This window comes from Rhodococcus sp. 14-2496-1d (genome assembly GCF_002259365.1).
In the GTDB taxonomy this organism is placed as follows: Bacteria; Actinomycetota; Actinomycetes; order Mycobacteriales; family Mycobacteriaceae; genus Rhodococcoides.
This window is the reverse complement of record NZ_NPFV01000002.1, coordinates 62,482-87,646: the sequence shown is the minus strand read 5'-3', so window position 1 is coordinate 87,646 and position 25,165 is coordinate 62,482. Positions and strand designations below refer to the sequence as shown.

General features: G+C 64.2%; 47 protein-coding genes. 42 read left to right on the top strand and 5 right to left on the bottom strand.

Translation table 11 applies throughout. The features are described from left to right. Nucleotides 1–9 precede the first annotated feature (9 nt). A complete protein-coding gene (locus CH296_RS29380; protein ID WP_256980284.1) occupies nt 10–135 on the bottom strand; it encodes a hypothetical protein in 126 nt (41 codons plus the stop codon). On the opposite strand from CH296_RS29380, the gene CH296_RS00585 reads away from it, so the two are divergent. After that, the gene (locus CH296_RS00585; RefSeq protein WP_094683772.1) at nt 134–1,519 is read left to right on the top strand and encodes a recombinase family protein; all 1,386 of its coding nucleotides are present in this window, start codon (nt 134–136) and stop codon (nt 1,517–1,519) included. The genes CH296_RS29380 and CH296_RS00585 overlap by 2 nt on opposite strands. On the opposite strand, the gene CH296_RS00580 is transcribed toward CH296_RS00585, so the two are convergent. The 3 genes from CH296_RS00580 to CH296_RS00570 all read right to left on the bottom strand — a co-directional run bounded on the left by CH296_RS00580 (nt 1,485) and on the right by CH296_RS00570 (nt 2,878). Next, nucleotides 1,485–1,727 (bottom strand): DUF3263 domain-containing protein, encoded by a 243-nt coding sequence (locus tag CH296_RS00580; RefSeq protein ID WP_094683771.1) that lies wholly within the window; start codon nt 1,725–1,727, stop codon nt 1,485–1,487. The genes CH296_RS00585 and CH296_RS00580 overlap by 35 nt on opposite strands. Continuing rightward, entirely contained in the window at nt 1,724–2,149 is a 426-nt protein-coding gene (locus tag CH296_RS00575; protein ID WP_094683770.1) for a hypothetical protein, read from the bottom strand. Before CH296_RS00575 ends, CH296_RS00580 begins: the two co-directional genes overlap by 4 nt. Nucleotides 2,150–2,218: 69 nt before the next feature. After that, the gene (locus CH296_RS00570; protein WP_094683769.1) at nt 2,219–2,878 is read right to left on the bottom strand and encodes a helix-turn-helix domain-containing protein; all 660 of its coding nucleotides are present in this window, start codon (nt 2,876–2,878) and stop codon (nt 2,219–2,221) included. Nucleotides 2,879–3,071: 193 nt separating this feature from the next. Here CH296_RS00570 and CH296_RS00565 point away from each other — a divergent pair, with 193 nt between their 5' ends. The 22 genes from CH296_RS00565 (at nt 3,072) to CH296_RS00475 (ending at nt 12,484) form a co-directional block, all read left to right on the top strand. Next, on the top strand, nt 3,072–3,371 hold the full coding sequence (locus CH296_RS00565) for a helix-turn-helix domain-containing protein (protein WP_094683768.1): 300 nt from the start codon (nt 3,072–3,074) through the stop codon (nt 3,369–3,371). 69 nt (nt 3,372–3,440) lie between these two features. Then, a complete protein-coding gene (locus tag CH296_RS28715; protein ID WP_179277594.1) occupies nt 3,441–3,593 on the top strand; it encodes a hypothetical protein in 153 nt (50 codons plus the stop codon). Then, on the top strand, nt 3,590–4,327 hold the full coding sequence (locus CH296_RS00560) for a phage antirepressor KilAC domain-containing protein (RefSeq protein WP_094683767.1): 738 nt from the start codon (nt 3,590–3,592) through the stop codon (nt 4,325–4,327). Before CH296_RS28715 ends, CH296_RS00560 begins: the two co-directional genes overlap by 4 nt. 55 nt (nt 4,328–4,382) lie before the next feature. Continuing rightward, on the top strand, nt 4,383–4,820 hold the full coding sequence (locus CH296_RS00555; protein ID WP_094683766.1) for a hypothetical protein: 438 nt from the start codon (nt 4,383–4,385) through the stop codon (nt 4,818–4,820). A gap of 10 nt (nt 4,821–4,830) precedes the next feature. Continuing rightward, nucleotides 4,831–5,169, top strand: coding sequence for a hypothetical protein (locus CH296_RS00550; RefSeq protein ID WP_094683765.1), 339 nt, complete (start codon nt 4,831–4,833; stop codon nt 5,167–5,169). Next, a complete protein-coding gene (locus tag CH296_RS00545; RefSeq protein ID WP_256980283.1) occupies nt 5,169–5,996 on the top strand; it encodes a hypothetical protein in 828 nt (275 codons plus the stop codon). The genes CH296_RS00550 and CH296_RS00545 overlap by 1 nt, the downstream gene beginning before the upstream one ends. Next, a complete protein-coding gene (locus CH296_RS00540; RefSeq protein WP_094683763.1) occupies nt 5,993–6,313 on the top strand; it encodes a hypothetical protein in 321 nt (106 codons plus the stop codon). Before CH296_RS00545 ends, CH296_RS00540 begins: the two co-directional genes overlap by 4 nt. Beyond that, nucleotides 6,310–7,332: a hypothetical protein gene (locus CH296_RS00535; RefSeq protein WP_094683762.1), complete on the top strand. Its 1,023-nt coding sequence runs from the start codon at nt 6,310–6,312 to the stop codon at nt 7,330–7,332. The genes CH296_RS00540 and CH296_RS00535 overlap by 4 nt, the downstream gene beginning before the upstream one ends. Continuing rightward, entirely contained in the window at nt 7,329–7,610 is a 282-nt protein-coding gene (locus tag CH296_RS00530) for a hypothetical protein (protein ID WP_094683761.1), read from the top strand. Before CH296_RS00535 ends, CH296_RS00530 begins: the two co-directional genes overlap by 4 nt. 23 nt (nt 7,611–7,633) lie before the next feature. After that, nucleotides 7,634–8,080, top strand: coding sequence for a hypothetical protein (locus tag CH296_RS00525; protein WP_094683760.1), 447 nt, complete (start codon nt 7,634–7,636; stop codon nt 8,078–8,080). Between the two features lie 5 nt (nt 8,081–8,085). Further along, nucleotides 8,086–8,916, top strand: coding sequence for a hypothetical protein (locus CH296_RS00520; protein ID WP_094683759.1), 831 nt, complete (start codon nt 8,086–8,088; stop codon nt 8,914–8,916). Beyond that, on the top strand, nt 8,913–9,224 hold the full coding sequence (locus tag CH296_RS00515; protein ID WP_094683758.1) for a hypothetical protein: 312 nt from the start codon (nt 8,913–8,915) through the stop codon (nt 9,222–9,224). The genes CH296_RS00520 and CH296_RS00515 overlap by 4 nt, the downstream gene beginning before the upstream one ends. Then, nucleotides 9,221–9,778 carry a hypothetical protein gene (locus CH296_RS00510; RefSeq protein WP_094683757.1) on the top strand — a complete coding sequence of 186 codons (558 nt, stop codon included), beginning with the start codon at nt 9,221–9,223 and terminating at the stop codon, nt 9,776–9,778. The genes CH296_RS00515 and CH296_RS00510 overlap by 4 nt, the downstream gene beginning before the upstream one ends. Further along, nucleotides 9,775–10,008 (top strand): hypothetical protein, encoded by a 234-nt coding sequence (locus CH296_RS28470; protein WP_143546290.1) that lies wholly within the window; start codon nt 9,775–9,777, stop codon nt 10,006–10,008. The genes CH296_RS00510 and CH296_RS28470 overlap by 4 nt, the downstream gene beginning before the upstream one ends. Further along, nucleotides 10,008–10,250 (top strand): hypothetical protein, encoded by a 243-nt coding sequence (locus tag CH296_RS00505; RefSeq protein ID WP_094683756.1) that lies wholly within the window; start codon nt 10,008–10,010, stop codon nt 10,248–10,250. Before CH296_RS28470 ends, CH296_RS00505 begins: the two co-directional genes overlap by 1 nt. Then, the gene (locus CH296_RS00500; RefSeq protein WP_094683755.1) at nt 10,247–10,471 is read left to right on the top strand and encodes a hypothetical protein; all 225 of its coding nucleotides are present in this window, start codon (nt 10,247–10,249) and stop codon (nt 10,469–10,471) included. The genes CH296_RS00505 and CH296_RS00500 overlap by 4 nt, the downstream gene beginning before the upstream one ends. Beyond that, nucleotides 10,468–10,674 (top strand): hypothetical protein, encoded by a 207-nt coding sequence (locus CH296_RS00495; RefSeq protein ID WP_094683754.1) that lies wholly within the window; start codon nt 10,468–10,470, stop codon nt 10,672–10,674. The genes CH296_RS00500 and CH296_RS00495 overlap by 4 nt, the downstream gene beginning before the upstream one ends. Next, on the top strand, nt 10,671–11,369 hold the full coding sequence (locus tag CH296_RS00490) for a PE-PPE domain-containing protein (protein WP_143546289.1): 699 nt from the start codon (nt 10,671–10,673) through the stop codon (nt 11,367–11,369). Before CH296_RS00495 ends, CH296_RS00490 begins: the two co-directional genes overlap by 4 nt. Beyond that, nucleotides 11,366–11,635 (top strand): hypothetical protein, encoded by a 270-nt coding sequence (locus CH296_RS00485; RefSeq protein WP_094683752.1) that lies wholly within the window; start codon nt 11,366–11,368, stop codon nt 11,633–11,635. Before CH296_RS00490 ends, CH296_RS00485 begins: the two co-directional genes overlap by 4 nt. Continuing rightward, complete coding sequence (locus CH296_RS00480) at nt 11,632–11,820, top strand: hypothetical protein (RefSeq protein ID WP_094683751.1); 189 nt, start codon at nt 11,632–11,634, stop codon at nt 11,818–11,820. The genes CH296_RS00485 and CH296_RS00480 overlap by 4 nt, the downstream gene beginning before the upstream one ends. Next, nucleotides 11,817–11,975 carry a hypothetical protein gene (locus CH296_RS28710; protein ID WP_179277593.1) on the top strand — a complete coding sequence of 53 codons (159 nt, stop codon included), beginning with the start codon at nt 11,817–11,819 and terminating at the stop codon, nt 11,973–11,975. Before CH296_RS00480 ends, CH296_RS28710 begins: the two co-directional genes overlap by 4 nt. A 41-nt stretch (nt 11,976–12,016) precedes the next feature. Beyond that, a complete protein-coding gene (locus CH296_RS00475) occupies nt 12,017–12,484 on the top strand; it encodes a class I SAM-dependent methyltransferase (RefSeq protein ID WP_094683796.1) in 468 nt (155 codons plus the stop codon). Nucleotides 12,485–12,572: 88 nt separating this feature from the next. Here the strand turns inward: CH296_RS00475 and CH296_RS28465 are convergent, their stop codons facing one another. Continuing rightward, nucleotides 12,573–12,959 carry a hypothetical protein gene (locus tag CH296_RS28465; protein ID WP_143546288.1) on the bottom strand — a complete coding sequence of 129 codons (387 nt, stop codon included), beginning with the start codon at nt 12,957–12,959 and terminating at the stop codon, nt 12,573–12,575. Nucleotides 12,960–13,151: 192 nt separating this feature from the next. Here CH296_RS28465 and CH296_RS28460 point away from each other — a divergent pair, with 192 nt between their 5' ends. The 19 genes from CH296_RS28460 (at nt 13,152) to CH296_RS00380 (ending at nt 25,149) form a co-directional block, all read left to right on the top strand. Further along, entirely contained in the window at nt 13,152–13,421 is a 270-nt protein-coding gene (locus tag CH296_RS28460; RefSeq protein WP_143546287.1) for a hypothetical protein, read from the top strand. Then, nucleotides 13,414–13,605, top strand: coding sequence for a hypothetical protein (locus tag CH296_RS00465; protein ID WP_094683749.1), 192 nt, complete (start codon nt 13,414–13,416; stop codon nt 13,603–13,605). Before CH296_RS28460 ends, CH296_RS00465 begins: the two co-directional genes overlap by 8 nt. Then, nucleotides 13,602–14,549 (top strand): hypothetical protein, encoded by a 948-nt coding sequence (locus tag CH296_RS00460; RefSeq protein ID WP_094683748.1) that lies wholly within the window; start codon nt 13,602–13,604, stop codon nt 14,547–14,549. The genes CH296_RS00465 and CH296_RS00460 overlap by 4 nt, the downstream gene beginning before the upstream one ends. A gap of 69 nt (nt 14,550–14,618) precedes the next feature. Next, entirely contained in the window at nt 14,619–14,888 is a 270-nt protein-coding gene (locus tag CH296_RS00455) for an HNH endonuclease (RefSeq protein ID WP_094683747.1), read from the top strand. Beyond that, complete coding sequence (locus CH296_RS00450; protein ID WP_143546286.1) at nt 14,888–15,229, top strand: hypothetical protein; 342 nt, start codon at nt 14,888–14,890, stop codon at nt 15,227–15,229. The genes CH296_RS00455 and CH296_RS00450 overlap by 1 nt, the downstream gene beginning before the upstream one ends. Before the next feature lie 120 nt (nt 15,230–15,349). After that, nucleotides 15,350–15,790 carry a hypothetical protein gene (locus CH296_RS00445; protein WP_094683745.1) on the top strand — a complete coding sequence of 147 codons (441 nt, stop codon included), beginning with the start codon at nt 15,350–15,352 and terminating at the stop codon, nt 15,788–15,790. Next, nucleotides 15,787–17,406 carry a terminase large subunit domain-containing protein gene (locus CH296_RS00440; RefSeq protein ID WP_094683744.1) on the top strand — a complete coding sequence of 540 codons (1,620 nt, stop codon included), beginning with the start codon at nt 15,787–15,789 and terminating at the stop codon, nt 17,404–17,406. The genes CH296_RS00445 and CH296_RS00440 overlap by 4 nt, the downstream gene beginning before the upstream one ends. A 21-nt stretch (nt 17,407–17,427) precedes the next feature. Then, entirely contained in the window at nt 17,428–17,637 is a 210-nt protein-coding gene (locus tag CH296_RS00435) for a hypothetical protein (protein WP_094683743.1), read from the top strand. A 20-nt stretch (nt 17,638–17,657) separates the two neighbouring features. Further along, nucleotides 17,658–19,562: a phage portal protein gene (locus CH296_RS00430; RefSeq protein ID WP_094683742.1), complete on the top strand. Its 1,905-nt coding sequence runs from the start codon at nt 17,658–17,660 to the stop codon at nt 19,560–19,562. Nucleotides 19,563–19,577: 15 nt separating this feature from the next. Then, nucleotides 19,578–20,369, top strand: a complete 792-nt coding sequence (locus tag CH296_RS00425) for an HK97 family phage prohead protease (protein WP_094683795.1) — start codon at nt 19,578–19,580, stop codon at nt 20,367–20,369. Nucleotides 20,370–20,397: 28 nt separating this feature from the next. Further along, entirely contained in the window at nt 20,398–21,702 is a 1,305-nt protein-coding gene (locus tag CH296_RS00420) for a phage major capsid protein (protein WP_094683741.1), read from the top strand. An 87-nt stretch (nt 21,703–21,789) separates the two neighbouring features. Continuing rightward, nucleotides 21,790–22,107 carry a hypothetical protein gene (locus CH296_RS00415; protein ID WP_143546285.1) on the top strand — a complete coding sequence of 106 codons (318 nt, stop codon included), beginning with the start codon at nt 21,790–21,792 and terminating at the stop codon, nt 22,105–22,107. Continuing rightward, nucleotides 22,104–22,685 (top strand): hypothetical protein, encoded by a 582-nt coding sequence (locus tag CH296_RS00410; protein ID WP_094683739.1) that lies wholly within the window; start codon nt 22,104–22,106, stop codon nt 22,683–22,685. The genes CH296_RS00415 and CH296_RS00410 overlap by 4 nt, the downstream gene beginning before the upstream one ends. Continuing rightward, entirely contained in the window at nt 22,682–23,017 is a 336-nt protein-coding gene (locus tag CH296_RS00405; protein WP_094683738.1) for a hypothetical protein, read from the top strand. The genes CH296_RS00410 and CH296_RS00405 overlap by 4 nt, the downstream gene beginning before the upstream one ends. Then, nucleotides 23,017–23,235 (top strand): hypothetical protein, encoded by a 219-nt coding sequence (locus CH296_RS00400; RefSeq protein ID WP_094683737.1) that lies wholly within the window; start codon nt 23,017–23,019, stop codon nt 23,233–23,235. The genes CH296_RS00405 and CH296_RS00400 overlap by 1 nt, the downstream gene beginning before the upstream one ends. After that, complete coding sequence (locus CH296_RS00395) at nt 23,235–23,477, top strand: hypothetical protein (RefSeq protein WP_094683736.1); 243 nt, start codon at nt 23,235–23,237, stop codon at nt 23,475–23,477. The genes CH296_RS00400 and CH296_RS00395 overlap by 1 nt, the downstream gene beginning before the upstream one ends. Next, nucleotides 23,474–23,890, top strand: a complete 417-nt coding sequence (locus CH296_RS00390; RefSeq protein ID WP_094683735.1) for a hypothetical protein — start codon at nt 23,474–23,476, stop codon at nt 23,888–23,890. Before CH296_RS00395 ends, CH296_RS00390 begins: the two co-directional genes overlap by 4 nt. Before the next feature lie 80 nt (nt 23,891–23,970). After that, a complete protein-coding gene (locus CH296_RS00385) occupies nt 23,971–24,552 on the top strand; it encodes a hypothetical protein (protein WP_094683734.1) in 582 nt (193 codons plus the stop codon). 99 nt (nt 24,553–24,651) lie between these two features. Next, nucleotides 24,652–25,149 carry a hypothetical protein gene (locus CH296_RS00380; RefSeq protein WP_094683733.1) on the top strand — a complete coding sequence of 166 codons (498 nt, stop codon included), beginning with the start codon at nt 24,652–24,654 and terminating at the stop codon, nt 25,147–25,149. Nucleotides 25,150–25,165: the final 16 nt, after the last annotated feature.

Here is a 25,165-nt window from a genome sequence, read left to right as displayed (position 1 = left end):
TCTGACCCCTCATTCGGTCGGACGGTAGAAGCCCTTGAAGCCCATACCGCTGTTGGTCGTTCTGATCGGTCCCACCTGCACGGGGTCGCCGGCCTCGGCCACCTGTGTCAGACGGTCCAGATACTCTGCTTGCATGCGTGCAATCATCTACTGCCGGGTGAGTTCTGACCAGACCGGAAAAGCGAAGTCGGTTGCCGATCAGGAGCGTGAGTGCCGGGCGGTATGTGAGCGCGAGGGATGGTCCGCCGCCGAGGTGCTCACCGACAACGACCGCGGCGCATCCCGTTGGTCGACGAAGGACCGTCCCGCGTACCGCAGGCTCGCCGAGGTGCTGCGGCCGGGCGACGTGCTCGTGCTCTGGGAGGCTTCCCGGGCGTCGCGCGACCTTGCGGCGTACGTGCTGCTGCGCGACCTGTGCGCGAGCCGCGGCGTGAAGTGGTGCGTCTCCGGAAAGCTGCTCGACCCGAACTCCGGTGACGACCGATTCGGATCCGGCCTCGACGCCCTGTTGGCCGAACGTGAGGCTGAGCAGATTCGCGAGCGAGTTCTGCGCGGCAAGCGATCCGCAGCACTGGAAGGCCGGCCGAACGGTCGCCTGCCGTACGGATTCCGACGCCGGTTCGATCCCAATACCGGCCGGACCGAGCGATGGGTGCATGACCCCGCGACCGCACCCATCGTCATGGAGATCATCGAGCGGTTCCTGGCGGGGGAGTCGCTGCACGCGGTTGCCCGAGACCTCACGGCGCGCGAGGTGCCACCACCCAACGAGGGCGTGCCATGGAAGGCGCAGCGGATTCGGACCATGATCTCGTCGCCTACCTATGCAGGCCTGCGTGCCCAGCACGGCCAGATCACCGGTAAGGGCACCTGGGATGCTCTCGTATCCGAGGAGACTCATCACCGCATCCTCGGCATCCTCGCGGACCCGGCCCGTCGCACGTCGGCCGGGCCTGGAGTGAAGCACCTACTCACAGGAATCGCGACCTGTGGCGTATGCGGCAGCGGCATGCGGTTCTTCGGTCCGAAGTCGCTCAAGTCGCCGACCTACTTGTGCGCTGAGAACAGCTGTGTCCGGCGTCGCGCTCAATTGGTAGACGACTATGTCGAGCTCAGGATGATCGCACTGCTCGAGGATCACGACATTGCCCCGGTTGACGACGCACAGAACGGCATTCTCGTCGCCGAGATCGAGCGCCAGCGCCAGCGCCTTGACCACTTCATCCAGCAGCTCGCCGACGAGCAGATCACCGATGAGTCGTTTCAAAAACTCGAAAAGGCAATCAACGCAAAGATTTCCGCGGCCGCGGCCAAGATTCGCCGCGCGGCCTCGTCGCCGCTCACGAGCAGAATTTCTGGACCCAACGCGGCCGCGCACTGGGCCCAGCTGGACATCGTCGACCGCCGTCAGGCAATCCGTGAGCACCTCTCGGTCAGGATCTTGCCGTCATCGGTCGGCACGCGGCAGTTCTCGATCGATGACATCAGACTGCTACCCGCGGAGCGGACCGTCGACTGAGGGCGCGCTCGTCCCGAATCCGTCGCAGCCGCTTCACGAGTACGGGCTCTGCCGCCAGCGCGGCCGGATCGTCGAGCAGTTGATTCAGAAGCTGGTAGTACCGGATCGGAGATAGCGAAAACCGCTCGGCAATGTCCGCCTCTTTCGATCCTTGCGCTGTGTACCAACGCTTCTCGAACGCGAGTATCTCCATCTGCTGCGGCGTCATGGCTGCCTCCGTTCCAGCTCGCGATCGATGTACGCGCGCTCGTCGTCGTCGAGGTTCTTCACTCGCGTCAGCAAGGTGGCCAGATCGACCCACAGATCCTCGGCGGTCTCGTCATCGACGCGGTACCTGTTCCAGGCGAGCACGTCGACGAGTGAGTCGATCTCGATCAATCGCTCGGCCGAGATCCGCTCGACGGTCTCTTCCTCGCGCATCGCGAGATGTAGGTCTCCCGGCACCGGACCGCGTTCGATGTGAACGAGCTCGTGCGTCAGGGTGCATCGCCGTTCGCGCTGGTTGGCGCTGCCATTGATCTCGATGCCGTCGTCGGTCCATCGGCCGAGGCACCCAGTACCTCCGTCGGGGTAGGTCACGTGCAGGTGCGGATGGTGGTCTCGCAGGTGCCGCCACGGGTGCCATGTCATGGTTCCACAGCTTGCAGCCGGGGTCCGACAAATTACGCGGCTGTAATTAGCTGAGCTGGGGAAACGCGGCTATTCGTAGTCGTTTCCAGTGCGCTCGCGCCATTCGGCTTCGGTCTCTCCCTTGCGCTGCGCCAGTTCGTAGTCAGGCTGCGAGCCTTGATTCGGGCGAGTCAAGGCGGCAGGTTGGTCAAACTGCACTGGGCCGGTTTTCAAGATCTGGAGGTGGACACGGCCTCCGACTCCAACCTCGGCCACGGCCTGGGCAAGTTCGACCAGCCTTTTCGCGGATTCGACAAGCTCCTCGGTCGACGAAAGTACGTCCTCGATGTCCGATTCGCTGTCGTAGTTCTCGGCTTCATCTGCCTTCGCATGAACGGTGTCGGCCGTGCTTGATAGCTCGGCCAAAATTCCCGTGTCCAGTGACCATGCCCCGTAGCGCTTCGGACGCTGTTGAGGTGCGGCCGACGCCGCGGGAATAGCGGGGAGGGGCTCGATCGGATACCCCTTCCGAATTCGATCGAGGCTGCTACTGGTCCATCCCAAGGCGCTCGCGATGGCAGCGCGCTTTGCGAGCTGTGGCCAACGTTCCCCGTTTTCGAGACTTCTCACGGTCTTCGGGTCGACGTCCGCTGCCGACGCAAGGGCCGCTTGGCTCAGCCTGAGTTCTGCCCGTCGTGCAGTTACGGCGGCGGCAACACGATCGAGAGCCGACTGCTCATCACTTTCCATAGGGAAATCTTGCAGGGAATTTCCAGGAACATCAACCAAGGGTGCTGGACGGAACAGCTGCCAAAAAGCGGGAAAACAACGGCGTAACTACACGAATGTTGTTCCTGTTCTACCTGCAGATATGTTCCCTTTTCGCCCCTGTTCCCGCGTGTTCCGTTGACAAGTTCCGTGTAGTTCCCCTACCTTCAAACTCATGACAACGGAACTCAAGCCAAGACGCGGGAAGGTCGAGGCGACCACCCCGTTCGAGGAGTGTGACTGGGAACGGGTGGGGCTGACGCTCCGCTACCTGCGCGAGACGCGCGGATACAAGCCCGACGAGTTCGCATCAGCCATCGGCATCTCCCGGCCTTACCTCGCGAACATCGAAGCCGGCCGCAAGAAGCTCACGAATGTCTTGTTGGCCAAGGCTGCCAAAGCGCTCGAAATCGAGCAGCTCGCGATCATGCGACCTCGCCGCGAGTCGGCCGGCACGACCTCAATTCCCGCATAGAAAAAGCCCTCGCCTGCGGACACAGAGCGAGGGCCTATCAGTGATCCATCAACCAAGAAGGAAAGTCACGTGGCTCAGACTACCGAAGAAATCCGCGCGCAGATGCGCGACGCGATCGAGCGCGATCGGCATCTGTTCAAAGACGTCGTTATCAGCGACCACCTCCAGAACGCGATGCGCCGTGCCGCGCAGGCTCGCGCAGAGCAGGCCGATGCGGCATGAGCGTCGAACTCTTCACCTTCGACTCCGTCGAGATCCGCACCGTCGACATTGACGATCACCGTTGGGCTGTCGCTGCAGACATCTGCGGGGCGCTCGGAATTAAGGACGCACGCCAGGCGGTCGAACGACTCGACGAAGCTGATCGGTGTTCAACACCGATCAGGTGCGGTTCACAGAACCGGGTCATGTGGGTTGTGTCCGAGAACGGCGCGACCGATCTCGTGCTCGACTCCCGCAAGCCCGAGGCGCGACGGTTCCGCCGATTTCTCACGCACGAGGTGTGGCCGTCGATCCGCGACACCGGTTTCTATGGCACGCCGCTCGGGCTGACCGAAGAGCAGATCGTTCATCAAGCGCTGCAGATCACGTCTCGCAAGGTGAAGGAGCTCGAGGCGACTGTCGCTGACATGGCACCGAAAGTCGATGCCTACGACCGATTCATGGACGCCGACGGGACGTACTCGATCGGGGCCGTCGCAAAGATGCTCGGACGTTCGCAGAACAAACTCTTCTCGGATCTTCGCAACGCCGGGATTCTCATCAGTAAGGGCTCGATGCGGAACACGCCCTATCAGCGGTTCATGCACCACTTCGCCGTCAAGGCCACTGAATTCGTGCGATCCGACGGCTCGCACGGAACGTCGTACACCCCGCGCGTCCAGCCATCGGGAGTCGCGTTCGTGGCGCGCAAACTCGGGCTGGAAGCCGTCGTGCAATTGGAGGTTTCACTGTGAGCTACCTCCGTCCTCGCCTGCTGTTCGCGGGCGCACTGCCGTGGCTCGGTGCCTGATGAGACTGTCCGAGCTGCAGATGCAGCAAGAGCAGTTGAAGAAGACCCTCGCTGACGCATACCGACTGGTCGAAGAGGCCGATCGCCGCCTCGCCTCAGCCACGCCGGGCAGCCCGGGCCACGCCGCACTCATGACCGGACGGAACTTCGCCGTGAAGGCCCGCGACTTGGCCGAGCGCGAACTCGAGTCGATTTCCTCGGGCATAGATGCGATGAAGGCCGGTGGCGACATCGAGGCGATCGAGAAGTCGACGTTCGACGTCATTCAGTGGGCATCGATCGTCGTCGGCATCGGCTACGACCCGGACGACCCCGACGCCCTGTTCATTCAATCGTCCGCGCGACACCACAAGCGCCGCGTCTGCCCCTCCGAGGCTGCAGATCTGTTGCGCCAACTCGCTTCCCAGCTCGAAGCCAACCATCCGCCGCACAACTGAAGGACCGCTGATGTCTGTCTCAACCAAGTACCGCGGGCAAGACCTGCGGATCGGCGGCGAGTACGTCGTCGAGGTACGTCGTCACCGCTCGCACCCGAACCTCGTCGCCTGCCGGATCGTCGGCGGCGGCGAACTGATCATGGACGGCGAAGCGCTCGCCGACCTGCTGCGCTCCGACTGGGCTACCGAGGCCGACACCGACCCGTACGAGGGCGGCGACGACGAGGACGACCTGCCCATCGCCGCATCCATCTCCTCGATGGTGCGCGAGAACTTCTGGCCGGTCGCGATGCTGCTCGTGTTCGCGGTCGCGTTCTGGCTCGCCGTGCTGATCAAGGCGGGTGTCTGATGACGAAGTACGTACCTCCGATCAGTCGTCGAAACTACGGTCGCTCACACGGATACGTCGATGGCAACGGTCAGAAGATGCCCGGCGTGACAACGATTCTCGGCGATGGCCTGCCGAAGAAGGCTCTGATCAACTGGGCCGCGAACGCCACCGCCGAGTACGCCGTCGACAACTGGGAAGAGCTCTCGGGTCTGTCGATGACCGAACGGCTCAAGAAGCTGCAGGGTGGCCGCTACGGCGTCACCGACAAGGCGAAGAAGCGCGGCACCGAGGTTCACGGCTACGGCGAGCGACTGGTGAAGGGCGAGGCGGTCAAGAATGTGCCGGCCGAACTCCGCGGCCACGTCGAGGCCTACACCCGATTCCTCGACGCATTCCAGGTCGACCCGATCGCAGTCGAGTTCACCGTCGCCTCGTACCGCTTCGGCTACGCCGGTACCGGTGACCTGATCGCCGACCTCGTCGACCCGGCCGATCCCGAGGGTGATCCGGTGCGTTGGCTGCTCGATCTCAAGACCAACGAGAAGGGCATCTACGGCGAGACAGCACTGCAGCTCGCCGCGTACCGCTACGCGGACGTGATCGTGGTCGACGGCGAGGAGAAGCCGATGATCCCGGTCGAGCGGACTGGCGCAATTCACATCACCGCGTCGTCGGCCGACCTGATCCCGACGGTGTCGGAAGAGCAGCAGCTCAAGGATTTCCGATATGCGCAGCAGATCAAGCGGTGGGACTCGGAGTCTCGCGAGCTGATCCTCGCGGCCGTCGAGCCACCGGAGACGACGCGCATGGTCGCGAAGGTCGATTGGGCGGAGGTGCAGGCGTGACGATCTCCGAAATCCTCGCCAGGGCAGCCGATCTGATCGAAGAGCACGGCTGGATGCAGGGCGAGTACGTCAACGATAAGGGCTGCCTCTGCGCCGTCGGGGCCATTCGTATTGCGGCCGACGGGAAGGTCGAGGGCCACTTCCCGTCGAACGCCGCAACCCAGGCGATCGATCTGATGGCGGGCCACCTGGATGCCGGTTCTGTCATCGAGTGGAACGACGACGTCGACCGTACGCAGACCGAGGTCGTCGGCGCTCTACGCGCAGCCGCAACCAGAGCAGCCAACCTGAACATCACATCCGAGGAGCAGTCATGACCGCAGAGATCGAGCACTACCAGCCCGCACCAGTCGTCACCCGGCAGCCGAACGCGATCGACATCTCTCGACAGAAGACCGACGACTGGTTCGAGTCCTTCGGCAACATCGTCAAGCTCAGCGAGTACATCGCCGAGACCGACTTCGTGCCGGATGCGATGCGCCGCAAGCCTGCTGCGGTCGCCTCGGCGATTCTGACCGGCCGCGAGATGGGCGTCCCGCCGATGGCGTCACTGCGTCACATCCACGTCGTGAAGGGCAAGCCCGGCCAGTCGGCCGAGCTGATGCGTGCGCAGGCGATGAACGCCGGTCACGAGATCCGCTACGTCGAAATGTCCGACACGCGTTGCGTTGTCGAGGGCCGTCGCCGCGACGAGTCCGATTGGACGCGCATCTCCTTCACGGTGGCGCAGGCGCAGAAGGCGAAGATCGACCTCGGCGGTTACCCCGAGGACAAGCTCGTTGCCCGCGCGACGTCGCGATTGTGCCGGCGCAAGTTCCCCGACGCGATCTCGGGCCTGCCGACTGTCGACGAGCTCGAAGACGGCGTGGTCGAGCTGAGCGCACCGACCGCGGCGACACCTGCGATCACGAGCGGCGGCGAGGAGTCCGCGCCGGCCTTCGAGTCGGCACCGGTTCAGCGGGCCCAGACGAACCGCAAGCCACGCAAGGCTGCAGCGCCGAAGGCGAAGGCAACGCCGCCGTCCGACGACCTGCTCGACGACGGCAACGAGCAGGGTGTCGCCGCCTCGGATCAGGGCGCAAAACAGGACACGCCGCAGGTCAAGGACGAGTCGCACGAGCTGACGTACGACTCGAACGGGCAGGAGATGTCCACGCAGCCGCAGTGGACGAAGTTGAACATCCTGCTCGAAAAAGAGGGTCTGACCGAACGCGACAAGAAGCTCGAGTACCTCGCCGAGACGTTCCACCGGCCGTTCGACTCGTCGAAGGAGCTGACGCTGAAAGAAGCGTCGGAGCTGATCGACTTCCTCGAGAAGGCCGAGGCGCAGTCGTGACCGCCGAGACGTCGATCGAGAAGGCGAAGCGCGCTATCGACCAGGGCGATCTCTACGGCATGACCGCGGCTGCCGGGCATGCGTCCATCGCGGTGGCCGAGGCGATCGAGTACCTCGGCTCCCGCCTGCAGGCGCAGATGCCCCGCGTGCCCGACGAGGACCGCCCGGCGCTCGCCCTGCAGATGAGCGAGTGGTGGGCGCACCACGGCGGCGCTACCGGCGACCGCATGGAGTACGTGCTCGATTCCCTGCTCGACACCCTCGGCATTTCCCGATAATCCGAATCCTGAAAGGCACTGCAATGGCACTGATTACCGAAACCCCCGACAATCTTCCCTCGACTCAGACGAAGCCCCTGATCGCTGCCGCGAAGGTGAAGATCGTCGGCGGCATGAGCGAGTACGCCCTCGAAGATCCGCCCGCCGTCGGTGAGTCCCGCACGTACATCGTCAAGGGCGTCTGCAAGAAGCACCACATGGACAAGGTGGACGGCGAGGATCGTCTCGTCGTCGACATCGAGCAGACCTCGATCTACGAGCGCGGCAAGGTGCCGATCGTCGACGAGCAGCAGCCCGCGTTGTTCGGTGAGTCCGAGGCCGAGAAGGAAGCGGCAACCGCCGAGGCCGAGGTCGCCGCCGAGAACGCGGCCGAGGGTGATGGCACCGACGACGAGGGCACCGAGCCCATCGATCCACCCGAGGCCGAGGAGCAGGGCACCCCCGCGATCTTCTCGGACACGCAGGTCTGATCATCATGGCCGATTGCACCAACAAGGACGGCAGGCCCGCGCGCACGCGCGGGCTCTGCGCCGCCTGCTACATGCGATACCTCGAACGCCAGAAGGCGTACGGCCGCTTCGAGTCGCTGTATGTCGATGCCCAGCCCGCGCGCGATCACGTCATCGAGCTACTGGACGCGGGACTCTCGCGTCACCGCGTCGCTCAATTGGCCGGCCTCAACCGTAAAGCCATCACCTACCTGCTCGACGGCAGGAAAGAACGCGGGCATGGGCCGAACAAGGAGATCACGCGCGTCAACGCCGACAAGTTCCTCGCTGTGCCCGTACCTGCACGCCCCGTCGACACCGCGGCCGGCGCGGCGCTCGTCGACTCCATCGGCACGATTCGACGACTTCGCGCTCTCGTTGCATTCGGTTGGCCCGCAGAACATCTCGCGGACCAACTCAGTGGTGAGGTCTCAGCGTGCACCGTGCACGAGCTGGTTCGCGGCGCTCGCACTGAATGCCTTGCGCGGACAGCTCGTTCGGTCGCGCGCCTGTTCGATCGTTTGCAGCTCACCCCCGGCCCATCGCAGCGCTCACGCAACACCGGCTTGAAGCGGAAGTGGGCCGTACCGCTGCAATGGGACGAGGACACGATCGACGATCTCGAAGCTCTTCCCGTACCGGCCAAGTATCGAGCACTCAAGCCGAAGAGTGCGCACCGCGTGAATCACGAGGTGCGGGAGAGTCGAGTGCAAGCGGTAGCCGAGCTGACCCGAGTGAACAAGTCTGCGGCCGAGATCGCCGTGCAGCTTCGCATCAGCCAGCGCCAGGTTGTTCGGTATCGAGGGATGGCCTCATGAGCACCGGAACGCGCCCCCTGATCGATGCCCTCGCGATCGCGCACCTCGACTTCCAGCCGGGATGCCAGATCGCCCTACGCGGCCAGTGTGAGAACGCGGCCGACTTCATGATCGTCACGCACGGTTGCTACGTCGTCGAGGCGCGTGCGGACGAGTGGACCGACGTTCTCGTGTGCAGTGCGCACCTCGAGCAGTGCCGCTCGACGTGGGAGTCGTGGGTTCTGTTCGGCCGCGGCACGCAATGCTTCTGGTGCAGCAAAGTGTTCTCGACGTTCTCGGACATCGTCAGCAAGATCGTGCCGCTATGACCACTGTCGTCGGCGTCGATCTGTCCCTCACTCGAGCAGGTATCGCAACGATCAGCTCGGCCGCGCCGATCCGACTGTGCAGCGTCGGCGCGGCCGGACTCGCCACCGACAACTACGACGACCGGCGCGAGCGAATCGAGCTGCAGGCGTATGAGATCGGCAAGCGCGTCGGCCATCCCGATCTGATCGTCATAGAAGGCCCGTACTACCACGGGCAGATCATGCCGTCGTACTTCGATCGCGCCGGCCTTTTCTGGGGACTGATGTCAACGCTGTCCCGGCGTGCACCTATCGCGGTGATCTCGCCGACGACCCGGGCGAAGTACGCCACCGGTAAGGGCACCTCGAAGAAGGAGCTCGTGCTCCCAGCCGTCCGCGAGATGTTCCCCGCGGTCAACATCGTGAACCACGACCAGGGCGATGGCCTGATCTGCGCGGCCCTCGGATGGCAGAAGCTCGGTTTCGACTTGCCGTTCACCATCCTCGACCGCCACCTGCTCGCGCTCGACGCGGTGGCCTGGCCGGTCAATCTACCTCTAGGAGTTTCGTCATGAGCGCCACGAAAACCTTCGCCCGCGATTTATGTGCGAGCGACCTTGGCTCGACCGCCTGGTTCGACTGGACTTTTCCGCAGTCCAACGTGAAGGCCAGAGTCTCGGGTGAGATCCGAAAGATCGTCCACGAGGGCGGCATCACCATCCTGTCATTGAAAGGCGAAAGTGCCGGAGCAAGTTCGGACTTCACCCTCGTCAGCGACACGACGGTCGATCTGGCGGTGTCCTGATGCACGCACTCAAGAGCAGCAAGGTCGACATCTCGAACTCCCGACCGCACGAGTTGGAGCAGAACGTCGCGACAGTTCAGGTCGGCATCTGGTGCAGGTGCGGTCGCCGCGTTCAGGGCACCCAGAAGATCAGCAACAAGGACTGCGACGACGACGCGGCGCTGCGGCAGGCCGTTCTCTCGGCAGAGTCGAAAGCCAAGTCGCAGTTGAGCAACCACATCGAAAGTGAGCCCACATCATGACCGAGATCCGCTTACGCCACCGCGATTACGCCGATGCCATCCCTATCGGTGAAGTCGCGTTCGACCAGGTCGACACTGTGATTCCAATGCTCACCAAGTGGGGCCTGAACGTGTCGGGTGAGGGATTTGTCGACACGGGGGATTTGTCGGGCACATTCACCATCGAGCACGACACGGGCATCGGGTACTTCGAGGTTGTCATCGACGGTGAAGTGCTTTGAACGACAACGAGTACGCCTCGACGTACAACGGCGACCGCACCGAGGACGTCGGCCAAGTCGTCGGCCCGAACAACTTCGGATTCTTCTTCATGGCCACCAGTGCCGAGTACGACCAGCTCAACAACAAGACGCGACTCATCTTCTCGCCACTGTCGAAGGAAGAGTCGGCCGGACTACTGAAAAGTGAGGGGTGGGTCGCATGATCGACGTCCTCTGGCTCGCAGGCACCTTCAACCCCAACGGCGAAGGCATCTCCGACGACTTCCTCAAACACCTCGACCCCAAACGATTCCGGTATCGGTACATTCCATACCCAGCCGACTACGGGCGCGACATGTCGTACGGCGCGAGTCTCGCCGAAGGACGCCTCGCACTCGACCGGGCCGTGCGGGAATGCCCCGGTGCAGTGATGATCGGCGGCTACAGCCAGGGTGCAGCGATCGCAGGGAACTACGCAGCGAACTGGTCCAACCCACGCAAAGTCATCGGGTGCGCACTCATCGCAGACCCCTTGCGTGACGGCCTGCAAACCACCATCGGCCCCAATCCTGGTGGCTACGGCATCGGTGGCGCGCGACGCATCAACACCATCCCAACGTTCCGGGTCGCTGCGTGGGGTGACCCGATCACGAGCCTTCCCGCCGGCAACTACCTACGCACGGTCGCGGACTTCTCGGAGTTCATGGGCCGCGATGTGAACGCGTGGGCGGTGAATGTCCTGTCGAAGGTGGTGAAGGGTCAGGTGCAGCCGTGGTGGCGATGGTCGAATCGCAGGGATTGGGCTGAGGCAGGACGCTGGCTCCGCGGCTACACCAACGATGGCCGTCACACGAGCGCGTACGTGCTCGAGGGACTGACTAAGCAGCTCGCCGAAGCAGTGAATCGAGATATGCGATGACCGCCGAACAGATGCCCGCCGTCGACTATTCGGCGATCACGTGGCAGAACCGCGCCGAAATCGCCGAATCCCGCGAACGCGACGCCCTCAAAGCGGCCGACACGTTCGCTCAGGACTTCCACGCCGCAGCAGCGGACCGAGACCGAGCTAGGGCCACCCTCAAGGACATTCGCGAGTATGTAGCCGATCTGAGGGGCGATCCGGCGCTCACCACCCGGCGCAACATCGCCGATGAGCTGACGAAGATATTGGAGTACATCAGATGAGCGCGATTGGACTCCGGGCATCGACCCGACGGGACGCCCCCGGTCTACATCTCGACGTTGTCGAGATGCGGCGCGACGGATCGCACGACGTGTTCGCAACCATCGACTACACGCCCGAGCAGGCCGTAAAGATCGTGCGCGGAATGTTGCTCTGCATGGGCAAGACGATGGTGGTGTCCGAATGATTCTTCTCCTATTCTCCTCGACCGCAATCGCTCTCGGCATCCTCGGGCTCAGGAAGGCGCTACGCGGCTTCCTGAGCGAGAGTGACGCCAACCGTGCACTCGGATACGCGCAGGGGTCGTACGAGCGTCGGACGTTGGAAGGGGTGCGGCGGTGAGCGGCGAACAGCTCGTCCTCGACCCCGCATCCGGTAGTCGGATGTTCTACTTCGACAAGCTCGACAACCGCGTGGTGTTCGGCGACAGGCGATCCGAGGAACATCAGCTATGTGACGGGCGATTGCTGACGGTCGCGCCCGATGTGCAGCTGGACTTCCGGGCCCTCCCGTTTGCTGACGAGACTTTTCGTGTCGTGGTGTTCGACCCACCGCACCTCGCGCGTGCCGGCATCGATTCGTACATGGCGCTCAAGTACGGCGTTCTTGATCGGCTCACATGGCGAGATGACCTCACTCGCGGATTCGCCGAGTGTTTCCGAGTCCTGGCCAAGCATGGCGTGCTGATCTTCAAATGGAACGAGACGCACATCCCAGTGTCCGAGATCCTCGCGCTGACACCGCATTCGCCGCTGATCGGCAATCGCAGCGGTAAGCGATCCAGCACGCACTGGGTGACGTTCCTGAAAGAGCCCAATCCGAACCCTCAGGAGGCACTCAATGGCGCGTGAACACGGCCGGATTTTCACCTCGATCTGGTCAGACCCCGACTGGCGCAAGCTCACCGCGCGCGCTCAGCACCTCTACCTGACGCTGCTGTCAGCGCCGAGCCTGTCGTACTGCGGCGTCGCAGATTGGCGTCCCAAGCGCATCCTGCAGCTCGCCGACGGATGGATTCTCGCAGGCCTCAACGCGGCCGCAGACGAGCTCGTGGATCGCCTCTACATCGTCGTCGACGAAGACAGCGAAGAGGTTCTCGTGCGCTCGTTCGTCCGCAACGACGGCCTCATGAAACAGCGTCACATGGGTGTCTCGATGGCCAAAGCGCACAGCACCGTCGCCTCGAATGCCCTCCGCGAGGTCATCGTGCACGAGCTGATCAGGCTCCGAAACGACGCTCCAGATCTGAAAGGTTGGGCCTCCGAAACGGTTCAGCGACTCCTCACTCAACCCTCGGTTGACCCCGCGACTTACCCCCTCGGTCATACCCCGATTCACCCCGTGATTGACCCCCCGATTCAGTATGAATCGCACCCCCCGATTCAACCCCCTCGGCAACCCCCCTCTACTCCTTCTCCCTCTCCTTCACCTTCTCCATACTCCAATAGTGGTTACGTAAGTACGGAAGGTCACCAGGGCGAAACCGCCGACTCCGAGCCCCCCTCCCCGAATTGCTCGATGCACCCCAACGGCACCGAGCGGCCGTGCCGCGCCTGCGGCGACGCCCGGCACGCACGCCAGCAGTGGGACACCCGCACCGCCGAGACCGCACGCACCGCCCGGCAGGCTCGCATCGACGCCTGCGAGTGGTGCGACGACCTCGGCTGGCGCATCGAACCCTCCGAGGTCCGAGATCACGACATCCCGGCGATCCGATGCGAGCACACGCCGATGGCACTCGACGAGTGGCAATCACTGATCCCGACCGAGGAGCCGAGCCATGCGTAACCCGAGCCTCGACCAGATGCAGGAACGAACCCAGTCCCTCGCCGTCCCCTGCCCCGACTGCAGCCAGCCCGTCAACGTCGCATGCGGATACCGCGACCGAGCCGGAACCTGGCGGCAACTCGAAGCATTCCCCGCGCACATCAACCGCATCAAGGCCGCACGGGCGAAGCGCGAAAACGCATGAGCGCCACCACGTGCCACAACTGCGACCGCCCCACCGCGGACGGATCGGCAGTGTGCACCACCTGCATCGGCACCCTCGTCGCAGACCTGCGAGCAGTACCCGGGCTCGTCGACGACATGACCGTCACCAGGGCCCGACTCGACCGCATGAGCCGATCCCGCAACGGTGGCAAGAGCGCCGAAACAGCCCTGCCGATACGCCTCGATCGGTACGACCAGAGACCCACCGACAGGCCCCTCGACGTGCTCAACAACACCATCCTGACCTGGGCACAGGACTTCGCCGGCTACCTCGGCGTCGACCTCTTCGACATCCTTGCGGCACCCGGACTGCGAGTACTCACCGGATACGCACGCGGTGGACGATTCGGCGACAACGCGACCGTCAGCACCGAAGCGTTCCTCGCCATCGAACTCGCCGCGATCTGGATGGCCCACCACCCCAACGACCTGCGACATCACCCCGCAGCGGACGAGCTGTTCGACGACATCACCGACGCCGTGGCCGACTCACGGCGAGCCGTCGATCGACTCCCCGACCTGAGCTACAAGGGACCGTGCGAGTACACCACCACCGACAATCGGGGCGAGATCCGAACGTGCGGAAGGGATCTCTACGTCGAACGAGGCGAGGACTTCGCCCGATGCCCGGCATGCGGTGCACACTACGACGTACGCCAACTCGACCGACAGATCCTTGCTCGCATGCACGAGATGGTCTACACCACAACGGAACTGATCGCACTGCTCAACGAACTCGGACACCGCGTACCGAAGGGAACCATCCACACCTGGGCAGCACGACGACGCATGCAACCACGCGGCTGGAAGCACAACGGCCGGATCACCGATCACTGGATTCACGCCAACGATCCAGCGGTCTACCGACTCGGCGATGCACTGGCCCTGATCGAGGAGCGTGACCGTGTCAGCGCGTCAGCTTGACAATGCCGTGACCTGCGTGAATGCTCTGACTGCAGTGGGCACAACTGTCTCGACTGCCCGGTTTCGCTGATGCCCAGTCGCAACGCAGACCTCAACCGCATCGCCGACGAACTCAAGTCCCGTCGCCCGCCGTGCTTCATCTGCGGCCAGCCGATCGACTACTCGCTGCCACCGGATCACCCCGACGCGTTCAGCCTCGAGCATCGCTACCCGCGCTCGACGCATCCGCACCTCGTCACCGATCCAGCCAACTGCTTCGCAGCCCATCTGGACTGCAACAAACGCCGAGGTAACCGCGCGTACAAGCCGGGCCTCGGAGTCCGATCGAGGGAGTGGTGATGATCGAACACACTCGACCCGACTTCGTGATGGTCGGCGTCTCGACGGACGACGGAGTCATGCTGCTCGCGTCGAACGAGCTGACCGAAGCCGAGCTCGACGTCGAGCGAGACATCGTCCGCGACTTCCTCGGCTCACGTCAGACCGTCGTCAACGAGCGATACACCCTCTCGGCCGAGATGCGGCGCTACGTGACCATCGTCGCCCCGACCTACGCCGATGCCTTCGCGACGCTGTTCAAGACCTGGACACCCGAGCGAGGCGGTCAGCGTGGCATTTCCGCTGGTCAGAGCCTTGCAGCGGCCGACGGTCAGCCCTACGCCCTTCCATCCGGCGCATAACCCCTGGTCAGAGGGGTAGGGGCGTCTGGATCGCTGGGTCGCCCGACCCCGGAGACCTTCCCCGGCAGGTTTTCCTTTCTCTCCGAGGGCTCAGCCCCACATGTGGTGGGAGGTGCACACATGGCCGATGTGCATAACCGAACCCGCTACGTCGCCGGTTGCCGGTGCGAGGTCTGCAAGACGGCTCAGCGTGAGTACGACCGCGAGCGACGTCGGGCCAAGGCTGCGAAGGCCAGCGAGTCCGCACCCGCCAAGCCTGCTGCCATCAAGGGCGGCTCGAAGCCACGCACGACGCCGGCCGAGACCACGAAGATTCCGTACAAGGAATCCGTCACCGCCGCGGTGAAGGCCGAGCTCGAAACGTACGTCGGCGCTGAGACGCGGCCGGCGCTCGCGGCGATGGCTCTTGCGCTCGCTCGGGTGCTCGACACTCCGTCGGCACTGCCGCAGCACGCAGCCGCGGTGGGCAAGCTCGAATCGTTGCTGACGACGATCGCGAAGTACGGCGTCAAGCAGCAGTCGAACCTCGACAAGATGCGCGCCGAGCTGCGTTCGGCATGAAGGACGGCTCGCTCGTCCGGCACCGCACGCTGCGGCTGGGCAAGGAAACGCCGCGGATCTACACACAACCACTTCGACCGCTGACCCGCGAAACCTCGCACGGATTCGCGTGCATCGATTTCGCCGAGCAGGTGCTCGGTTTCCGCCTGATGCCGTGGCAGAAGTGGTTGCTGATCCACGCGCTTGAGTTACTCGAGAACGGCCTCTACCGCTTCCGCACGGTGATCGTGCTCGTCGCCCGCCAGAACGGCAAGACGCTGGTGATGAAGATCCTCGCGCTCTGGCATCTGTACGTGCGCGGCTCGAAGATGGTCGTCGCCAGTGCGCAGTCCCTCGGCAAGGCCGAGGAGGCATGGCGCGAGGCGACCGAGCTCGCTCAGGACATCCCCGACCTCGCCGTCGAGATCGAGGACGTCGTTCAGAAGACGAACAATAAAGCGCTGGTGCTCAAGTCACGCGAACGCTACGAGCCGGTGGCCACGAACCGCCGAGGGGCCCGCGGTAAGTCCGGTGATCTGGTCCTGCTCGACGAGCTCCGAGAGCATCGGCATTGGGAGTCCTGGGCGGCTGCCACGAAATCGACTCTCGCGCGCCCCAAGGCTCAGGTGTGGTGCTTCTCCAACGCGGGCGACGCGATGGCCGTGGTGCTGCGCTACATGCGTGCATTGGCTCACCAGGCGCTCGGATGGCCCGACGGGGACGCGGACAAGACCGCGCTCGAGATCGACGACGACGAGGACCAGGAGGACGTGTTCTCGGAGGACGAGATCGACTCGCTCGGCATCTTCGAGTGGTCGGCGACTCCCGGCATCCCTCGCAACGATCGCGACGGTTGGGCGCAGGCGAACCCGTCGATGAACCACACCGACATCGTCGAGGACGTCATCACCGAGCGTGCGATCGCGGCGGCGATGAAAGAACCGCGCCACGTGTTCGAGGTCGAGGTGCTGTGCCGGTGGATGTCCACCGTCGACGGCGGGCCGTATCCGCCGAACGCGTGGGCCGCGGGCACCGAAAATTCGTCCGAGATCGTCGAAGGTGCTCCGATCGCAGCGTGCGTTGATGTGTCCTGGGATCGCTCGATGGCCTACGTCGCGTTCTGCGGTCTCCGCGAGGACGGCAAGCGGCACGTCGAGATCGTCGCTCAGCGCGCCGGTACCGAGTGGGTGATCCCGTGGCTACGTGAACGCCACGATGTGTTCGACGTCCTCGCTCTGCAGTCGATAGGCGCGCCCGTGTCGTCGATGCTCGAGGAGTTTCGATCCGAGGTCGACGACGACGGCAACCCGCTGTTCGTGATCGCCGAGTGGTCCGGCACCGAGCTCGGCCGAGCGTCGGGTGCGTTCTACGACAAGGTCACCAACAAGACCGCGACGGAGGACGGCGAGAAGGTCGCCGATCCGCTGATCTTCCACACTGCTCAGCCGGTGCTCGACGTGGCCGCGACGTCGGCCGCGATCAAGCAGGCCGGTGATGCGTGGATGATCGACCGCCGCAAGTCGCCAATGGACGCCGCGCCGCTCGTCGCGGCCAACGGTGCCGACTGGGCGCTTGACCAGATCCCCGAGCCCGAACCGGACTCGGTCTACGAGTCACGACCGCTGATGGTGGTCTGACCGGAACAAAGGTCCGCTGCAATGGATGCCTACAAAAAGCTCGTAGTTCTTCGTCGAGTAATGATCAATCTCAAGTCAGGGACGGCTATTTCGGGTGTCGTGACCGCCTCGCGCGGCCCGTTGCTCGAGGTGAAGGACGCGACGGTGCACACACCGGGTTCCGAGCCTGCCGCTGTCGACGGGTCGATCGTCATCGAGAAGGAACACATCGATTTCACTCAGTTGTTCTGATCGAGAGGCGGTGAGCCGCAGTGGCATTTGTCGTCTCCGAGGGCACGTTGCGAGGCCTGTCCCGTCCGACGTACGGCCCATCGGTTCAGCGGCTCACCCTCGCGAACGACTACACCGCGACGTACGCCGAGCTGTGGAAGAAGCAACCGGCCGTGCGTACGTCGGTGTCGTTCCTGGCCCGCAACATCGCACAGCTCGGACTCCACGCGTACCGGCGAGTGTCGGACACCGATCGCGTCCGCCTGACCGATCATCCGATCTCGAAGATGATCGGTCGGCCGAACGCCAGGACGACGCGCTACCGCATGTTCGACGCCCTGGTGCACGACCTCGGCATCTACGACAACGCGTTCTGGTTGAAGATGGCCGGCAACGGGCTGATTCGCATCCCGCCGTGGATGATCGAGCCGAAGGGTGACTCGTGGCTGTGGCCCGAGAAGTTCATCGTCAGCGGCTCACGCGGCAAGAAGGAATACGACGCCGAGCAGGTCATCCACTTTCACGGCTACTCGCCCGACGGCACGATGGGCACCTCGCCGCTGGAATCGTTGCGCCGCACCCTCGCCGAGGAGTGGGAAGCGGGCCGGATGCGCGAGCAGACGCTCCGCAACGGCGCTCGTATGTCGGGCTACCTCAAGCGACCGGCCTCAACGAAGCAATGGTCGGACCCGGCGCGCGAGCAGTTCCGCACGTCGTGGAAGTCGCAGTACTCGGGCGGCGGTCCCGAGGCCGGTGGCACACCGATCCTCGAAGACGGCATGGATTTCACACCCGTTTCGCAGACGGCCGAGCAGCTGCAGTACATCGATGCGCGCAAACTCACTCGCGAGGAAGTGGCGTCGGCGTACTACATCCCGCCGCCGATGATCGGCATTCTCGACCACGCGACGTTCTCGAACATCACCGAGCAGCACAAGATGCTCTATCAGGACACCCTCGGCCCGTGGTTGACGATGATCACCGAAGAGTTTGCGCTGCAGCTACTTCCCGATCTCGGCGACACCTCGGACGTCTACCTCGAGTTCAATCTAAAAGAGAAGCTCAAGGGCACCTTCGTCGAAGAGGCGCAGGCGAACTCGTCGGCGTCGGGACGTCCGTGGATGACGACGAACGAGATCCGCGCTCGCCAGAACCTGCCCGAGATCGAGGGCGGCGACGACATCGTGACACCGCTGAACGTTCTGGTCGGTGGCCAGGCCTCGCCGCGCGATTCGGCACCGGTCGATTCCGAGCCGAAGCGTCGGCGGGTCCGCACGGTGAAGTCGAAGGATCGCGCCAGCTCGACGTACGAGGACAAAGCAACCGAGGTGCTGACGAAGTTCTTCCGTCGTCAGGCTCGAATCGTTCTCACCGCGCTGGGCGCGAAGGCCGACGCCGAGTGGTGGGACGAGGATCGATGGAACTCCGAACTCTCGGATGACCTGCTCAAGATCGGCGTCCTCACTGCCGGTCAGATCGGCCCGGCCGCGGCCGAGTCGATGGGCTTCGATCCGAAGGACTACGACGCCGACCGGACGCTCGCGTTCCTGCGTTCGGTCGCCGACTCTCGTGCGGGCGCGATCAATTCGACGACGAAGGCGCAGATCGAGGATGCGCTCGCATCCGAGGATGAGGACCACTCACCGAAGGCTGTGTTCGAGAAGGCAGAGACATCGCGAGTACTGCAGGCGGCGACCGCGCTGATCACCACGTTCTCCGCATTTGCCACTGCGGAGGCCGGGGCTCAGCTCGCGCCGTCGCAGTCTCAGAAGCGGTGGATTACCAACTCCCCCAACTCTCGTAGCTCGCACGCGGCAATGAACGGCGAGACCGTCGGAATCGACGACGTGTTCAGCAACGGCATGGCCTGGCCTGGCGACCCGGTCGGCGGAGTCGACGAGACGGCCGGCTGCCAGTGCTCGATCGAAATCACCCTCGCGGACTGATCGGAAGGAATGAACATGATCACCAAGGCATGCACCCTCGCCTCGCTCAAGGTCGGACCCGACGACGGTCTCGGCGAGGGTGAATTCATCGCGTACGCAAGCGTGTTCGGCAACAAGGATTCGTACGGCGACATCGTCGAACCGGGCGCATTCACGGACACGCTCGCCGCCTGGAACTCGAAGGATGCGCCGATCCCGGCTCTCTGGGGCCACAACATGAGCGACCCGGACTACAACATCGGGCACGTTCTGTCGGCGGAGGAAGACGAAAAGGGCCTCAAGGTCCACATCAAGATCGACCTCGAGAACCCCCTGCCGGGCTCGAAGGCTCCGCAGGTCTATCGCCTGCTCAAGGGCAAGCGCGTCGAGCAGATGAGTTTCGCCTACGACGTGCTCGATGGCGGATACGCCGAGCGCGCCGACGCGGCGGGCGGCGAGAAGGAGTCGTACTACGCGCTCCGCAAGCTGCACCTGTACGAGGTCTCGGTCGTGCCGATCGGCGCGAATCAGGAGACCGAAATTCTCGGCGTGAAGTCGGCCGGCCAAGTCGCCGACCGTATCGCCGAGGACATCAAGGCCGGCCGAGTGATCTCGGCCAAGAACGAGACCGAGCTGCGCACAGCCTACGACTCTCTGGGTCGTGTGCTCGCTGTTCTCGATACCGACGAGGAGAAGGCCAGCGGTCAAGCTGCGGCCAACGACGAGGAGCCCTCAGGGGTCAAGTCGGAGGAGCCCGGCGTCAACCCGTCCGTCGACACCTCGGCGCTGCTGGACGCGCTTGAGATCGAAATCGAACTCAGCGCATGACATTCCACTACTGCCGAGGAGGCAACCAATGAGCGCAAGGCTCAAGAATCTGCAGGGTGCGGCCGTCGCCGCCGTCAAGAAGGCTCGCGAGATCGCCGAGAAGGCCGACTCCGAGTCGCGGGAGATGACCGCCGACGAGCGCGGCACCTTCGATCAGGAGATGCAGAAGGGCCGCGACCTGCTCGAACAGGTCAAGGCGGCGAAGGCCGATCAGGCCGTGCTCGACGAGGCCGCGAAGATCGTCGACGAGATCGGCGAGCCGCTCGAAACCGGCGACGAGACGAAGGGCGGCGGCGGGACCGTTCGCGAGCGCGTCAAGTCGCTCGGCCTGCAGCTGGTCGAGTCGCACGAGTTCAAGGCGGCGATGGCCCCCTACAAGGACGGTCGCATTCCGTCCGGCACCCCGTTCCGCACCGATCCGATCGCCGTCAAGTCGCTGTTCGTCGGCGGCTCCGACACCTCGGCCGGAACGTTCGTGGTCAACGAGCAGACCGGCATCGTCGAGATGCTCGGCCGCAAGGAGCTCAAGATCCGCAATCTGGTCTCGGTGCGCACCACCGGATCGGACACGGTCGAGTACGTGCAGCAGACCTCGCACACCAACGCGGCGGCGACCGTCGCCGAGGCGACGACGAGCGCGGCCCCGACCGCTCCCGGCACCGCAGGCGCGCTGGTTCAGGCAGCCGGTGGTGGCTACAAGCCTGAGGGCGCATGGGCTTTCGAGCGCAAGACCGCCACCGTGCGGACCATCGCTGAGTGGGTGCCCGCCACGAAGCGCGCACTCGCCGACGTGGGCCAGCTCGAAGGACTCATCAATGACGAGCTCCGCGCGGACATCGCGGAGGCCGAAGAGGCCCAGATCCTCAACGGCAACGGCTCCGGTGAGAACCTGACCGGCATCCGCAACTGGTCGGGATTGCAGACGCAGGCCTTCTCGACCGACATGTTCGAGTCCGTGCGCAAGGCGATCACCAAGGCGCGCACCATCGGCCGCGTCGCTCCGAACGGCATCGTTCTCTCGCCCGCCGACGTCGAGAAGGTCGATCTCGCGAAGGATCTGGAAGGCCGCTACCGCGGTGCCGGACCGTTCGCGATGGGCCCCCGCACCCTGTGGGGCCTGCCGATCGTCGAGTCGGAGTCTCAGCCCGACGGCGAAGGCCTGCTCGGCGACTTCACCAAGGCCGTCCTGTGGGACCGCGAGCAGACCACGGTCACGATGACCGATTCGCACGCCGACTTCTTCATCCGCAACATGGTCGCGATCCTCGCCGAGGAGCGCATCGCGTTCGCCGTCGTCCGACCGACCGCGTTCGTCAAGGTCGCCACCGCATAAGCGATGGCTCTCATTAGCACCCAGTCGGGCGCGGCGGCTCTGGTCCCGCGCCCGACTGGAGCACCAGATCAGGAGGGAATCGGAACGATGGCAGATACCGACCTCGACGAGTACACCGTCGAAATCAACGGCTACCCGGCCACCCTGCAGCTCAACGCAGAGGACGCCAAGAAGCGCGGACTCAAGGCTGCGGACAAGACCTCGGCACGCATCGAGGCTGCAGCCCAGAAGGCAGCCGAAGAGGCTGCCGCGAAGGAGGAGAAGCGAGTGGCCGAGGAACAGAAGAAGGCCGACGCCGACGCTGCCAAGAAGGCAGCCGACGACGCTGCCGCGAAGGCCGCGCCGAAAGCGCCGGCCAACAAGGCTGTCACGTCGCCCGCCAACAAGGCTGCGACAGCAGAATGACCGAGCCCGTCGTCGCCGACGAGGCCGAGATCCTCGGCGATCTCGCAGAGCTCGAGCAGTTCGTCGAGGGAGTCGAACTCTCTCAGACCGACGATCTTTCGCGCTCGTTTCTCGCGGCGGCGACGTTGGCCGTTCGCAACTACTGCGGCTGGCACGTCTTCCCCGTGAAGGAACGAACCATCGTCGAAGACGGTTCTGGTGCCACCGAATTGATCCTGCCCACTCTCCGCGTCGTCGAGATCACCGCGATCACCGAGAACGGCGTCGCGCTGATACCCGAAATCGACTTCGAGTGGTCACAGATGGGCATGGTTCGACGTAGCTACGGCGCGTGGACGAACCGGTATCGATCGATCTCAGTATCGTTGCGCGACGGCTACTCCCACGCCGACGATCTCGTGTTGACGATCTACGCACTCGCGGCGCGCGCGGCATCCTCTCCATCGGGCGCAGTCGCGGACAATGCGGGACCGTTCACGTTCTCAGCCGCACAGTTGTCGGCCGGGTCGGGTGGCGGTCTCGGACTGTTCGCGCACGAGCAAGCAATCCTCGACGTCTACCGACTGCCGAGCATATGAGCGTTGAGGTCAAGGTCTTCAAGCCGACACTTCAACCGGCGAACAACCGCGGCACCCGGGTTCGTACGTACTCCGATACCCCGACGCGCACGGTCCGCGCACGGCAGTTCGCGCCGGCAGGCGCGCCCGAGCCGCACGAACCGGGGCGCAACGCGATCGTCTCCGCACCGACCCTCTACTTCCGTGCCGGTGTGGACCTCACTGAATACGACCGCGTCGAGGTGTTCGGCGATCGATACGAGGTCGACGGCAAGCCCGACCGCTGGACCAACTCGCGACCCGGTGGACGTCGCCACGGCGTCGTTATTCGACTGAAAGGGGTTGCAGGGTAATGCCGAAGAAGCACGAGCTCGCGCAGAACATCTCGGTCGACACCTCCGACGGCGTCGAGATCACCATCGACGGTTCGACGATCCCGTTCTTCTTCACCGAGGTAGAACCCGTCCTGCACAACCTCGGCGACGAGGGCGGGATCGTGCCCGCGGTGCGTCTGACCATCCCCGCCGCATCGATCGTCACCACGAGCAAGCACACGACGAGGCTCGACTGATGGCTGTGCGCTTCGTGTGGAACATCGCGGGGTTCTCCGCGATGAGAAAATCGGCGCCGGTCGAGAAGCTCATCAGACGGCACGTCGAGGCCATTGCTGCAGCGTGCGGCGAAGGTTTCGAGGCGAAGGTCACGCAAGGCAAGACGCGCGTGCGCGGCACAGTGGTCACGGCGACGCCCGTCGCAATGGTGCGCAACGCGCGCGACAACACGCTCGTCAACAACCTGGGAGCGGGCTCGTGATCCCAACCTTCGAGGTGATCACCTTCCCTCCGATCGAGCCCGTCGGCATTCTGCGACTGAGTGGCGCTCTCACGAACCTCGGTGACGATGCGCTCGTATCCGACACGATTCCGTCGCCCGACCGCCCTGGCCGCATCGTGAAGGTCACCGCGGGTGGCCCCTCGTCTCGTCCGAATCTCGTTACAACAGTGCGCTCGACGATCCTCGAATGCTGGGACGTCGACCGTGACGATGCTGCGAATCTCTGCGAGCGTGTGTACGCGATCGCGATGGCAACCCGGGGTTCGGTCGGTGACGCCTGGGTGCGCTACATGATGTCCGTCGGCGAACCGACCTACTTTCCTGACCCACGTACCGACCTCCCTCGGTACCAGTGCACGGTCTCGTTCGCACTCGCGCCGACGACCAACTGACTGTCCCGGCCGCTCTGTCGGCCGGGCTGCTTCACCCCTCCCCATCAGGGCCGCTGCAACGTGCCTGAAAGGGGCCGATCATGGCGCAGACTGCCGCCAACGTATTCAACGCACTGCCGCCCGTCACCGGCCCCATCTTCTGGGGTCCGCTCGCGACGACGGGGCCCACCAACGAGTCCACCGCGCTCAACGCAGCACTGAAGTCGCTCGGCTACATCGGCGAGGACGGCGTGACTCTCACCGAGGGTCGCGACACCACCAAGATCAAGGCGTTCGGCGGCGACACCGTTCTCGTCGTGCAGACCGATCACACAGTGACCCTGCAGTTCTCGGTGCTCGAATTCCTCAACGAGGAAGTGGCCAAGGCTGTTTCGGGTGACTCGAACGTCGTTGTCACCCCCGCCACCTCGACGGTCGGTAAGCGCATCGCGTCGGTGAAGAACGCGAAGAAGTTGCCGCACAAGACGTGGTGCGTCGACGTCATCGACGACAACAAGCGCCTGCGGCTGTGGGTGCCTGACGGTCAGGTGACCACGCTCGGTGACTCGCAGCTGGTGCACACCAACGTGATCAGCCGCCAACTCACCATCGAGTGCTTCGCCGATTCGCTCGGCAACAAGCTCTACGAGTACGCGAACGACGGCGTCTTCTCCGGCGCATAGTCCGCACCCAATCCCGCCCGGTGAAGGTAACCATGCAGCGGCCCTGCCTTGACCGGGCGGGACCTAGGGCCGCTGCCAAATCTGGAAAGGGCCGCTGCAATGGTCACCAAGCGCGACGTCATGCCACTCCCCGCTCACCTAATACCCGAGAATCGTTGGGAGTTCGACGTTCCCATCGACGAGGCCGGAACACTCGCCACGTTCAGCCTTCCGAAGCTCGAGTACATCAACCCCGACTCGGACGCCGGCAAGCGCGCCATCGAGGCATCGAAGCTGAAGTTGACCGTCGCGCAGCAATACGACCTGGTACGCGAACTGGCCGTGATGCTCAATTCCGACCTGACCGAGGTCATTCCGAAACTCGACCCGTCGCAGATCGGGTGGCTGTCCGATAAGTGGACCGAGTCGTCTGCGGTGGCAATCCCGGAATCCTCGGCCTCTGCGTCGTCCTCGCCGACCACGGAGGGGCCGTCGAAGCCGACCTCATCGACAAAGGCCTCCGCCTCCGCTGGATCGGCAAAGAGGACTTCTCGCTCCGCGACCTCCTCACGATCATCGAGCACCTCCCGCGCGAAAGCGCGCTCGTCAGGAAGCTGAACCCCGACGCGTGGAT